The organism is Chryseobacterium sp. FR048, assembly GCF_056844665.1.
In genome coordinates this window covers 524,657-536,770 of the sequence record NZ_JBXDSE010000002.1, presented here as the reverse complement: position 1 = coordinate 536,770, position 12,114 = coordinate 524,657, and the positions used below count along the sequence as shown (strand labels likewise).

Genomic DNA, 12,114 nt, shown 5'->3' with positions numbered 1-12,114 from the left:
TTAGAGGCAGATTCAGTAGATAAAACATCTCATTTTTTTAATTAGACAACAATAAAAAGCACAGCCGACAATGCTGTGCTTAAATTTTTATTTCAAATTTAATTGCAATTTCAATACTAGTAAGAAAAGCAAATAAAGTTTCCACTTCGTTTTTTATTACATAGTAAATGTAGTGATATTTTCAATACGAAATATGAATTTAATGTTAAAATTCACAAGTTATCCACATTTTATTGTGGATAACTTGTGGAGATCATCCACTGATTGATAGGAAAAGCTGCAAACAAAGAGATGATTACCCTTCATCCAGATATTTCAGAATAAAATTATTTAGTATTTTCTTCTCTTCTTCATTTCCTTTATTATCCATATGACTATGGTTGATGGAAGTGGTCTGAACGGTCATTTGATACTTTTTCTGCTCCTCTTCACCGGGTAAAACCCCTTCATCAGCAGGGTAGTCATTGGAGCGAAGGGTGTACACCTTAGGAATAGAAGTTCTTGGCAGAAACATTCTCCGGTTATCCATTGTGATCAGCTTATAGACAAGATTAGGATGTTGATTACTGAACAAAGCAGCCATATCACCGCCGTTAGAATGGCCAATTAATATAAGATGCTTGTAATCGAGCTCGGGTTTCCTCTTTTTAAGCTCATTCAAAACATATAGGATATTATCCGAACCAAGCTGCCAGAATGGTCTTCTTACCATTTGCAGATTCCCTTCAGTAGGTAAAGGCTGATCAGTTGTCTGTTCATGCTGGATGCTCACCGTAAAATATCCTTTGGATGCCAACTTTTCAGTCAGGTAAGAATATACAAAATAATCACCACCTTTATTAAAACCATAGCCATGATTAAAAATAACAACCTGTTGGTTAGGTAATGGCTTTTTCGTGACCGGGCTGTAAAAGGCAACAGGAATCTTACGGTTTCTGCTTTGGTCAATTAAAGTCAATGTATCCAGTCTGGTTTCATAATGAGTTTCTGACACTACATTTTTTTTGACTGAGCAATGAGTAAAGAGCAGAAGGGCAGGAAGAAAAGCTATTGGTTGTTTGTAATTCATCATTGAACAGGTTTATGACAAAAATCTGAAATTTTTATTAGAAATACGGAATTAATATTTCTGGAAAATGAAAAATATTGGTATCAAAGTTTCAAAAAATTGAGTATCTTTATTTCATTAAAATCTCGTAATACATAGTACTTCGTTCAGGTATTTCTTTAAAACCTGAAAACCTTAGGTTCAATTTTCGTGAACCCATTATTTCTATTATATAAAAATTAAAACGATGACGGTAAGTCATTGGCAATGTCAATGGCCAATAGTATTGAGATGGCTATTGATATTTAACATTTAATAAAATCATTATGAATACCTATAAAATTGCCGTAATCGGCGGAACCGGAAAATCCGGTCAATATCTGGTACAAAACCTTCTTCAGAAAGGCTATTCCCTTAAACTCTTACTGCGAAATCCTGAAAATTTCAACATTCAGAATCCGCTCATTAAGGTTGTAAAAGGGGATGCAAGAGATCAGTCAGCAGTCGATTCACTGATCAATGGCTGCCATATTGTTATGAGTACACTAGGGCAACCAAAAGGAGAAAAGTCAATCTTCAGTGATGCGACAAAAAATATTATCCGGGCGATGAATAAATATGGAACCAAACGCTATATTGTCACTACCGGTTTGAGCATAGATACCCAATCTGATCAAAAGAATGAACGGGTAAAAATGGCTACAGACTGGATGTACCAAAACTACCCTGAGACAACGGCAGATAAACAAAAAGAGTATGAACTGCTTCTGGAAAGCTGTCTGGATTGGACTTTGGTAAGATTACCATTGATTGATCTTACGGAGGAACATTTTCCGACTGAGACCAATCTGATAGACTGTAAAGGTGGCAATATAAGCGCCTCGGATCTTGCAGCCTTTTTAATTTCGCAGATCGGGGATACTGCTTATATAAGAAAGAGTCCTTTTCTGTATAATACACTATCTTAAAAACTAACTTACATAAAGAAACAGAGAGCTCAATGGCTCTCTGTTTTATATTTAATGTTCAAGTTTTTCCTTGATGTATTTTGCGGTGTAAGATTTTTTGTTCTTTGTCAGATCTTCAGGAGTTCCTGCAAATACAACTTCACCACCATGTTTTCCTGCTTCAGGGCCGATGTCGATGATGTAGTCTGCGCATTTGATGATGTCAGGCTGGTGCTCGATAACGATGACCGAGTGACCCAGATCAATCAATGCCTGCAATGATTTCAAGAGTTTCTGAATATCGTGGAAATGAAGACCTGTAGAAGGTTCGTCAAAGATAAATAAGGTTTTATCAGTAGTTACTCCTTTTACAAGGAAAGAAGCGAGTTTTACACGTTGTGCCTCACCTCCTGAAAGCGTAGAAGAACTCTGTCCCAGCTGAAGATAGCCTAATCCTACTTCCTGTAACGGTCTCAGCTTGGTAACGATCTTTTCTTCATTATTATCTTTAAAGAAGGCCAGAGCCTCATCTACAGTCATGTGAAGGATGTCTGAGATGCTTTTTTCATCGAATTTTACTTCAAGAATTTCACTTTTGAAACGTGTTCCTTTACATACTTCACATTCCAGCTCAATATCTGCCATGAACTGCATCGATACATTGATTACACCTTCTCCTTTACATTCGTCACATCTTCCGCCGTCTACGTTGAAAGAGAAGTGCTTCGGCTTGTAACCCATCATTTTCGCTACTTTTTGTTTCGCAAAAAGATCACGGATGTCATCATAAGCCTTCAGGTAGGTTACAGGATTTGAACGGGAAGATTTTCCGATCGGGTTCTGATCAATAAGTTCTATATTTTTGATCAGCTTTTTCGGGAATTCTACAGAATCATAATCTCCTTTTTTACCGCCCATTCCCAGCTGAATCTGAATATCGTTGGTCAGAATTTCTTTCATCAAAGTAGATTTACCACTTCCCGAAACACCGGAGATTACAACCAGATTTTCCAAAGGAACATCTACGTCTATATTCTTGAGGTTATTCTGGCGGGCTCCTTTGATGTGGATCCATTCTTTTGCTTTTCTGCGCTTTTCAGGAACTTTTATTTCCAACCTTCCGGTAAGGTATTCCGAGGTCAGGGTATTCGCTTTTTTCAGATCTTTATAATCTCCTGCAAATACCAGCTCACCACCAAGATAACCTGCTTCCGGTCCAATGTCAATAATATAGTCTGCTGCCCTCATTACATCTTCATCATGCTCTACAACAATCACGGTATTTCCCAGATCACGAAGGTTTTTCAATACCTCAATCAGGTTTTCCGTATCTTTAGAATGAAGACCTATGGAAGGTTCATCAAGAATATAAATGGAACCTACCAGAGAACTTCCCAGGCTGGTTGCAAGATTAATCCTTTGACTTTCCCCACCGGATAACGTATTCGAAGTTCTGTTTAAAGTTAAATATCCTAAACCGACCTTGAGTAAGAATTCCAGTCGGGTTGTAATTTCGTATAATAATCTTTTGGCTACTTCCTGGTCATGTTTAGAAAGTTTTAATCCATTGATCATTGGTTCCAGTTCATCCAACGGAAGTTCAATCATCGATTGAATGTTGTGTCCGTCAACTTTTACCCAGCTTGTTTCTTCACGAAGTCTCAGTCCTTCACAGGTAGGGCATAGGGTTTTTCCTCTGTAGCGCGAAAGCATCACACGGTACTGGATTTTATAAAGGTTTTCTTCAAGCATTTTGAAGAAATTGTTGATGCATGGGAAATTACCCTTTCCATCACCTTTCCACAGGAAGTTTTTCTGTTCCTTGGTCAGCTGATGATAAGGCTTATGAATAGGGAAGTCACCTGCTTTTTTGATAAAATCCTTTTTCCATTCGCTCATGGTTTCCCCTTTCCAGCATACAATTGCATCTTCATAGACTGAGAGGGTTTTATTCGGAACGACAAGATCTTCATCAATTCCGATTACCTTTCCGTATCCTTCACAAGCCGGACAGGCTCCGTATGGATTGTTGAAACTGAAAAAATGAACGTTTGGCTCCAGGAATTCCATTCCGTCCAGCTCAAATTTATTCGAGAATTCTTTTACTTTTCCTGTATCTACATTCTTTAATGAACAGTATCCACGTCCTTCGTAAAATGCCATCTGGATAGAATCGGCCAGTCGCTGCAGAAAACTTTCATCCTCTTCATAAGAAAAACGGTCAATCACAAGATTGATGTGCATTCCTTTTTCGGGCGCGAATCCAAAACTTTCCAGATCTTCAATTCCGGCTACATTTCCATTGATCTCAAGTCTTGTGAAACCTGCCAGTTTCAGAACATTCAGGGTTTCCTTAAAATTGTCTGCATCATATTCCAGAGGAGCTGTCAACAGGAATGAAGTCTCTTTTTTAGAGGCCTTAATGAAATCTACAACATCAGTAACTGAATCTTTTTTTACTTCTTCACCGGAAACCGGAGAAAAGGTCTTTCCGATTCTGGCAAACAGAAGCTTCATATAATCATAGATCTCCGTAGAGGTTCCTACCGTTGATCTTGGATTGGACGAAATTACTTTCTGCTGGATAGCAATGGAAGGTGCCAGTCCTTTAATATCGTCAACTTTAGGTTTTTCAAGCTTTCCTAAGAACTGACGGGCATAAGAACTCAAACTTTCAACATATCTTCTCTGTCCTTCCGCATAGATCGTATCAAAAGCAAGAGAAGATTTACCACTTCCGGAAACTCCTGTAATCACGATCAGTTTATTTTTCGGAATCAGAACGTCTATATGTTTCAGATTGTTAAGATGAGCATTCTTAACGAATATCTGTTTTTTAATATCAATATCGGTTGCGTTAGCCATATTTTGTTTATTCATAAAAGTAACCGGCTTGTATTATAAGCATCGGTAATGGTGTTTTGCCATAGAATATTCCAGGCTTTTTTGTCATCCATCCAACTTTAAAACTATTCTTGAATTTGAGGGTATCTGTCAAAAATACAGTCGAAAAAAAGAATACTTTCATTGTAAAATTAAGACCCACAAAATTACGAATTTTTAGTGAAAATTTTATGCATATCTTATTGTTAAAAATTGTTATAATGAGCATTAATTGTCGGCAAAAATTGGGAACAGTAACTTCAAAAATTAATAAAAACCAATCTGTTTTGTGGACTTATCCTTGTTTTTGTATTTATTTTACAGGGTCTTATGTGATTTTGTCCAATACATTGTATTTTTTTAGTAAAGTATTGTTTTATGTTTTAAAATTTTTTAAAATTGTACACCTAAATTTGTAATAGAACAATGAGAAAATTATTCAGAGATCTGGTTACACATTTAATGAGAAAAAGATAATAATTACTCCCTCACACAAGCTGTCTCCGCGAGATAGCTTTTTTTGTTTTCTGCTATGACTAAAGATGATCAGAGCGGAGATTTATGTTGTTAACAATCAAAGAAATTGAGATAAAATTGAATTGTGATGATTTGTTTTTATGACAAGTATCATTTGTCTGTATTGGTGAACTCCCTTACTTTTGAATCCTGTTATTAAAGAAAACTACGGAAACGATTATGATCAAAAAGATAGGAAGTGCTTTTTTTCTGGGATCTTTACTTTGGGTAAATGCACAGGAGAAGACAACGGATATTGAAAGCATTGAATTTCAGGGGAAATTTATCTCTACACCTTATAAAAGTGCCAACCAGAATATCAGTGTACTCACCAAAGAAGAAATTGCCAGTTCACCTGCAAAAAGCATTGATGAAATCCTGCAGCAGGTACCGGGAATGGACATCAGAAGGAGAGGTGCCAATGGGGTGCAGAGTGATATTGGTTTTCGTGGAAGTTCTTTTGAACAGGTTCTTTTGCTGCTGAATGGGATCAGAATGAATGACTCCCAGACCGGACACAATAATATGAATATTCCTGTGGACCTCGAAGATGTAGAAAAGATTGAAATCATCAAAGGTCCGGCAGCCCGACGTTTCGGGCAGAATGCTTATGCAGGAGTGATCAATATCATCACAAAAACAACACCAGGTAAAAAGGTTAAAATAAGTGCTGAAGGCGGAGATTATGGCTCTTATGGGCTGGGATTCAATGCTCAGGTTGGAAATGAAAAATTTTCCAATTCACTTCAGGCCAATTCTGCTTCTTCGGAAGGCTATATGTTCAATACCGATTATGAGATCAGAAATGTATTTTATCAGGGAAAACTGAATATTAAGAACGGAGATCTTAGACTACAGGCCGGTTTTTCCGAAAAGAAATTTGGAGCAAATGGTTTTTATGCCTCTAAAGATGCTACAAAACAGTATGAAGAAACACAGGCTTCTATAGTAAGTTTGGCGCATCAGCAGACGTTCGGAAAGCTGAAGCTTAATTCTAATGTATACTGGAGAAGAGGGCAGGATATGTACCTTTATGACCGATGGAATCCCGGATTCTACAGAAATATGCACATTGGAAATAACGTAGGTGGTGAAGTGAATTCAAGCTACCAGTGGGGATTAGGAACTACCGGAATTGGAGTGGAACTGAGAAAAGAGCTTTTGGTAAGCAGTAATTTAGGAGACAGAAACCGTTTTGTTTCTCAGGTTTTCTTTGAACACCACTTTTCATTACTGGATAAAAAGCTGAATATCAGCCCGGGAATTTCATGGGCCAATTATTCTAAAGAAGGTAACTTTTTCTATCCGGGACTTGATGTGGGCTATAATTTTACTCCCAACAGCAAAGTGTATGGAAATATAGCAAAAGTACATCGTGTCCCTACATTTACAGATCTTTATTACGTCAGTAAAACCGAGCAGGGAAACCCGGATTTGCGTCCTGAAAATGCGCTGTCATCAGAAATTGGCTATCAGTATCAGAACAAAAATATTTTGGCTAAAGTCAGCGGATTCTTAAGGAATTCCAGCAATTCTATCGACTGGGTGAAAACGGATCTGAGTGATAAAGTGTGGTATGCACAGAATGTAGGAGATATTAAGACCAAAGGGATTGAGGCAGAATGGAGCCACAGACCGATCGACTGGTTGAAATATACGGTTGGATATACGTACATCGACAGCAAGTATGAGGAAAAAAATGGCCTGGTTTCAAGATATATCCTGGATAATCTGAGACATCAGCTGATTTCCAAATTGGAAGTGAAGTTCCTGAAAAACTTTACCAATGAGCTTGTTTACCGCTACAATGAAAGGGTGAATCTTGGAACTTATAATCTTCTTGATGAAAAGCTTAGTTTTGCGAAAAAAGATTATTCCGTATACGTTTTGGTTAATAATCTTACGAATACGAAATATACGGAAGCATTTGGAGTGGCCATGCCGCAAAGGTGGTTCCATATTGGGTTTTCTTATATAATCAATGTTAATTAGATGTTAAGTTAAATATGAATTAAACTTAATATTAACAAATTGTTAAAAAAATTACATTTGCAAAAATTTTTTATGAAACGTCTTTTAGGCTTAGGTTTGCTACTTGGTATTTCTTTTTTCAAAGCTCAGGAACACATTTCCAGCTTCAATGCAGTGACTCTAACCTACAAGTTTCATCCGAAATTTTTCCTCTATGGCGAAGGGCAGATGCGTGGTAACGAAGATTATACCTATCCCGATTATTATGAGATAAAAGGAGGGCTGGGATATAATCTTACCAAGAATCATAAACCTTTTGTGGGGCTCGGAAGATATGTCAATTATAAAGATCACAGCTTAAGCAGGGAAGAGTTCAGGGTATGGCTTCAGGATGTCATTGATCTTAAAAAAGGTATCGTGAAATTTGAAAACCGTTTCCGTGTTGAAAAGAGTTGGTTTTATGAGCCTAAAACAGACCAGACCTCGCAGAGAATGCGCTACCGATACCGTCTGAATGTAAGTGTGCCTTTGAATTCCAAGACCATTAAGAAAGGAACTGTATTTGCGAATGCTTACGATGAAATCTTTTTTGTAAGTCCTATGACGCCTACTTTTGCCAGAAACAGGGTATATGGCGGTTTCGGCTATCAGATCGATGATTACTTCGGAATTGTGAGCGGCTATCTGTGGCAACGTGAATTCGAAGCTAAAGGGAACAAAAATTTACATTTTGTCTACCTGGCTCTGAATATCAATATCGACGGTACAGATCATCATGTGAAGACTTACGATTTCCCGGGTGCGGATTAATTTTTATGCAAACCTGACTGAAGATTCAACAACTCCAGTTTAGAATTGAGATAATGATCATTAAGTAAAGCCTGGTATTTTTCAATTACTAAAGATACTGAGCTTACTTCATGGTCAATATACCGGTCTTTATTGAAATAGATATATTCAGAATCTACAAACTGCTGTAAAAGATTTTTATCTTCCTCATTCAATGCCTCCTTATAAGCAGAGTTTTCGAGAAGTTCTCTGACCTTTTGTTTGAAAGGTTCTTCAGCTTTCAATAGCTTGGCTCTGTGCTTACGGATCTCTTCAAAAGGTAAAGTAACAGCCATAAACTGTAAATATCCTGTAAACTCATTAAGGCTTTTCTGAAAATCATCAAACTCCTTATCCAGTATTGCAAATGTGCGGTATTTACTGAAAAGCTCCTTTTTCACATCTTCACTGGAAATATGGTAATAGTGGCGGAAAATAGCTTTGTCGTTTTCCTGAAGTTCTTCTTTTACCTTTTTCAGTTCTTTTTCCAGTCTGGGAATAAGACTTACTGCATCTTTGGATTTGTATAAAATAGCATCAAACCTGAATGTCGTTATTTCTTTCGGATGGGAAGCTAAATATTGCAGCGTTTGCAGATCATTTTCTATTCCAGTTTTTTCATAAACCAGGGAGACTTTTTTATCACTGAAGAAATCATGTTCATGATCCGGTACAAAATCGGCAATTACAGATTCGATATTTTCTAAAACGGGATGATGTCTTTCGTAGTATCCGTTAAAGTTTACGCTGAAGGTCTGATAGGTGCTTTTGTCCAGGTAAAGGGCTACAAATTGTTCATCATCTATGACCTCTCCTACATTTTTTACGCCGTATAAAGTCAGGTATTTGGCGGTCATGGTTTCACAGATTGTATCAAAACCATTGATGATTTCTTTTGCATACCTGTGATCTGAAGGAATATTTTGGGTTTCGTTGGTTTTTATCCTTTCAATTCTTTTTAAAATATCGGGATGGGAGGTCCATTGGTCTTCAATTTCTATCCTTGATTTATTATAACGGGTAAGATCTTCAGGATCTATTTGAGGAAGTCCGTTTACATAAGGATGATTATTTCTTTCGGATAAAATTTTCATCAAAGAAACCTGATTCTTATAAAGATCTTTGGGAAGATACTTCTGCTCGCTTTCAATATAGAAGTTGAAAGAATGATTGAAAGCAACATCACTGAGTTCCAGCCTTAATAAAGATGATGTCTGTTCCTCTCGGTTGGTAATAAAGGTTGAAATGGCATCAGCATGATATTCCATTTCTCTTTGAAGGGAAGCATGGTTTTTAAAAAGGAAATTGGAGCTCGTTTTAAGAACAGACTGAAAAGCATTGATGAAGCTGACCGAGATCAGACCAAAAAATTTAAAAATGGCATTTCCTGAAAACTCCATGATGAAATTTTCATAGTCTTTGTTATTGTATACGGTTTCGAAAATAATTTTTTCAGCCTGGTTGACATAGCCTCCCAGCTTCATACTTCTTTGGGAGAAATGCCCGAATTCGTGAGCCAGAATTGTTTTTAATTCTCCTACGCTTGTTGAGTTGATCAGTCCAACCCCAATTGTTAAATTTTTCCTTACAGGCAGGAACATGCTCCAAAAAACAGAATTATAGCTTACACTGGCATTCACATCCGGAGAAAGAAAAACTTTTTGAGGGGCTTTTACTTTTGTTTCCGCTACAATTTCATCAATGATCGCAAACAGCTCAGGCTGGTGAGACCGATGGACCTCTATAAGATGGCGTGTGCTGTAATTTGATTTTCTGAAAATAAATTTAACGAGAAAGATAAATACAAAAACACCCACACTGAATAGTCCCGCAGCGCCAAGCATTGTAAAGTAATTGAATTGTATACTTAATAATTTGATGGCGCCATATCCCAATAAGAAAACCATTAGGAGAGCGGCCGCTATCAGTATCAGATACATCAGAAAAAAAGCGGATACGGATACAACAGCAGAAATCAACTTAGATTGATAAGCTGATGAAATTTTTGGTAGGTTATTAGTCATGTGTTTTTATTAGTATTTCTCTATCAGGTAACGATAGGCTTTCAGGTATTTATTAAACCTTTTGATGTCTTTGGGAGTAAGCTCTCTGTTTACTCTTCTCAGGTCCATATTATCACGCAGATCGTTCAGCTTTACGGCAACTGCCAGCGGAGATCTTTCCGTTCTTTTCACGAATTCGTCATAATCCTCTTCAGGATCAAATTTTGTAAGGCAGCTGATGGCGAAAATAATGTATTCAGGAAATCCCTCGGTTCTTAAATAATCCAGGCTGAATTCCAGCGGATGATCTTCTACAACGTCGTGCAGTACACCTACAATTTTTTCATCCATTGTTTTGCCATATTCCATCACACGCATGACGTGGGCGATGTAAGGAGCATGGTATTTATCAGTTTGACCTTTGTGTGCCTTATCGGCTATTTTGATTGCTTTATTCAGTAGTTCTTCTTTTGTCATTTTTCTGAGAAAATAGACTACAAAAATAAAAAATGCCTTAAAAAAATAAGGCATTTTTATTAAGATTATTTCACGTTAGTTTATCCTTCGGTTTCATCCTCCACAGATGCATGCGGAGCATTGTTTTTTACAGAGTCGATGCCGTTTTCCATCCCGTTATCAGATTCATACATCTGGCTGGTGCCTATGATCTGTCCGTTTCCGGCTTTAAGGTTGAAATAGCATCTGCCGTCTTTGGCTGTATTTCTCTCAAATTTTGTGTCTTCCTGTGAATTGGTTTTTACAGAATTGACTCCGTTTTCGCAGGAAGATTTGGTGCTGTATCCCTGGCTGGTTAGGATGACCTGTCCGTTTCCGGCCTTAAGATTAAATTGAAAATCTCCGTTCGTTCTTTTTGAAATAATAAATTTTCCCATAGTATATTAGTTTTTTATGAATGGTTATCTGAGGGTTATTTGGTAGATTTGGGGATCTTGTCGAGATTCGTTTTGGGCTTTTCAGGGGTAATGGCATTCAGAATTTTATATTTTGAATAATCCTTATCATGTTCTTTTAAAGCCATATAAACAGGGGAGTCCTTAGGTTTCTTGGTAAGTATCTTATAGAAATCTTTTTGTTGTCTGGCTGTTTTGGATTCCACAACTCCGGAGATCTGCTCCTTATTATCCTTTTTTAAAGTATCTGTTTTCTTAAGAAGTGCTTCAGGTTTTTCTTTTTCCTGTGCGGTAAGTGTAATGGAAAGTAAGAGTAGGGGAAATAATAGTGCTTTCATGAGTGCTGCTAGGGTTAAAAGTTTTAAATTAAAATAAAATTAGTAAAAATTATTGATCCTTAGATCATAATTTGTAGTGTTTTGTAATGACTTGCCCGGGAAATCTTATCGTAAGGGTTATTTTTTCTTGCTTACCATCCGTTTTATCTGATATAATAATTGCTGAAAAATAGGAATGATTGCCGTGAGTCATCCATTTCTTAAGTTCTTTTTCTCTATAAGCGTTGATGTTTTTATCACCTTGTGTCTTATCTTTTTCCAGCCAAAATATATCTGCCTTTTTGTAGTTGGGATACTCAGTTGCCTTTTTTTTGATTTCATCAATCACAAAAGGGTATTTCTCAAGTATCATTTGACCATTCCTACACCGATTTCTTTCAGCTTCTCTGGTTTCCCCAGTTTCTGGAGTACCACAGACCGCAGGTCCACGAGGTGTTGATACAATGGGTTGAGTAGGCCTGTTTTCGTAAGCATCGGTTACTTTACTTACAACCAGGTCCTCAAAAAGGGTCTGGCATTTCAATGTATCATTGGGTTTGGTTTGCGAAAAAGAGATCCCTGATATTAGAGATGTGATAAGTAGAAAATATGATTTTACCTTCATTGATTAATGACCAGATTTTTATCGGCTAAATATATAAAAAACGCCCCGGGAATGGGACGTTTTGA

At 37.1% G+C, this 12,114-nt stretch carries 10 protein-coding genes; 3 read left to right on the top strand and 7 right to left on the bottom strand.

From position 1 onward, the window contains the following. Nucleotides 1–295: 295 nt before the first annotated feature. A complete protein-coding gene (locus tag AC106K_RS07390) occupies nt 296–1,072 on the bottom strand; it encodes an alpha/beta hydrolase (RefSeq protein ID WP_482444144.1) in 777 nt (258 codons plus the stop codon). Between the two features lie 302 nt (nt 1,073–1,374). On the opposite strand from AC106K_RS07390, the gene AC106K_RS07385 reads away from it, so the two are divergent. After that, complete coding sequence (locus AC106K_RS07385) at nt 1,375–2,016, top strand: NAD(P)-dependent oxidoreductase (protein WP_482444143.1); 642 nt, start codon at nt 1,375–1,377, stop codon at nt 2,014–2,016. A 51-nt stretch (nt 2,017–2,067) separates the two neighbouring features. Here the strand turns inward: AC106K_RS07385 and uvrA are convergent, their stop codons facing one another. Continuing rightward, nucleotides 2,068–4,860, bottom strand: coding sequence for an excinuclease ABC subunit UvrA (gene uvrA, locus AC106K_RS07380; RefSeq protein WP_482444141.1), 2,793 nt, complete (start codon nt 4,858–4,860; stop codon nt 2,068–2,070). 714 nt (nt 4,861–5,574) lie between these two features. On the opposite strand from uvrA, the gene AC106K_RS07375 reads away from it, so the two are divergent. Then, entirely contained in the window at nt 5,575–7,386 is a 1,812-nt protein-coding gene (locus tag AC106K_RS07375) for a TonB-dependent receptor plug domain-containing protein (protein WP_482444139.1), read from the top strand. A 72-nt stretch (nt 7,387–7,458) separates the two neighbouring features. Continuing rightward, nucleotides 7,459–8,175 carry a DUF2490 domain-containing protein gene (locus tag AC106K_RS07370; RefSeq protein WP_482444137.1) on the top strand — a complete coding sequence of 239 codons (717 nt, stop codon included), beginning with the start codon at nt 7,459–7,461 and terminating at the stop codon, nt 8,173–8,175. Here the strand turns inward: AC106K_RS07370 and AC106K_RS07365 are convergent. The 5 genes from AC106K_RS07365 to AC106K_RS07345 form a co-directional block, all read right to left on the bottom strand. Further along, nucleotides 8,172–10,217 (bottom strand): M48 family metallopeptidase, encoded by a 2,046-nt coding sequence (locus AC106K_RS07365; protein WP_482444135.1) that lies wholly within the window; start codon nt 10,215–10,217, stop codon nt 8,172–8,174. The two genes, AC106K_RS07370 and AC106K_RS07365, sit on opposite strands and share 4 nt — an antisense overlap. A gap of 9 nt (nt 10,218–10,226) precedes the next feature. Then, nucleotides 10,227–10,673: a phosphohydrolase gene (locus tag AC106K_RS07360; RefSeq protein WP_047099411.1), complete on the bottom strand. Its 447-nt coding sequence runs from the start codon at nt 10,671–10,673 to the stop codon at nt 10,227–10,229. Nucleotides 10,674–10,753: 80 nt separating this feature from the next. After that, a complete protein-coding gene (locus tag AC106K_RS07355; protein ID WP_047099134.1) occupies nt 10,754–11,089 on the bottom strand; it encodes a YegP family protein in 336 nt (111 codons plus the stop codon). A gap of 35 nt (nt 11,090–11,124) precedes the next feature. Next, a complete protein-coding gene (locus AC106K_RS07350; RefSeq protein WP_482444133.1) occupies nt 11,125–11,445 on the bottom strand; it encodes a hypothetical protein in 321 nt (106 codons plus the stop codon). Nucleotides 11,446–11,509: 64 nt separating this feature from the next. Further along, nucleotides 11,510–12,049 carry a hypothetical protein gene (locus AC106K_RS07345; RefSeq protein WP_482444131.1) on the bottom strand — a complete coding sequence of 180 codons (540 nt, stop codon included), beginning with the start codon at nt 12,047–12,049 and terminating at the stop codon, nt 11,510–11,512. Nucleotides 12,050–12,114: the final 65 nt, after the last annotated feature.

Coding starts and splice junctions, on each gene's coding strand:
- AC106K_RS07390 (WP_482444144.1), bottom strand. CDS start 1,072: ATGATGAATTACAAACAACCAATAGCTTTTCTTCCTGCCCTTCTGCTC.
- AC106K_RS07385 (WP_482444143.1), top strand. CDS start 1,375: ATGAATACCTATAAAATTGCCGTAATCGGCGGAACCGGAAAATCCGGT.
- uvrA (WP_482444141.1), bottom strand. CDS start 4,860: ATGGCTAACGCAACCGATATTGATATTAAAAAACAGATATTCGTTAAG.
- AC106K_RS07375 (WP_482444139.1), top strand. CDS start 5,575: ATGATCAAAAAGATAGGAAGTGCTTTTTTTCTGGGATCTTTACTTTGG.
- AC106K_RS07370 (WP_482444137.1), top strand. CDS start 7,459: ATGAAACGTCTTTTAGGCTTAGGTTTGCTACTTGGTATTTCTTTTTTC.
- AC106K_RS07365 (WP_482444135.1), bottom strand. CDS start 10,217: ATGACTAATAACCTACCAAAAATTTCATCAGCTTATCAATCTAAGTTG.
- AC106K_RS07360 (WP_047099411.1), bottom strand. CDS start 10,673: ATGACAAAAGAAGAACTACTGAATAAAGCAATCAAAATAGCCGATAAG.
- AC106K_RS07355 (WP_047099134.1), bottom strand. CDS start 11,089: ATGGGAAAATTTATTATTTCAAAAAGAACGAACGGAGATTTTCAATTT.
- AC106K_RS07350 (WP_482444133.1), bottom strand. CDS start 11,445: ATGAAAGCACTATTATTTCCCCTACTCTTACTTTCCATTACACTTACC.
- AC106K_RS07345 (WP_482444131.1), bottom strand. CDS start 12,049: ATGAAGGTAAAATCATATTTTCTACTTATCACATCTCTAATATCAGGG.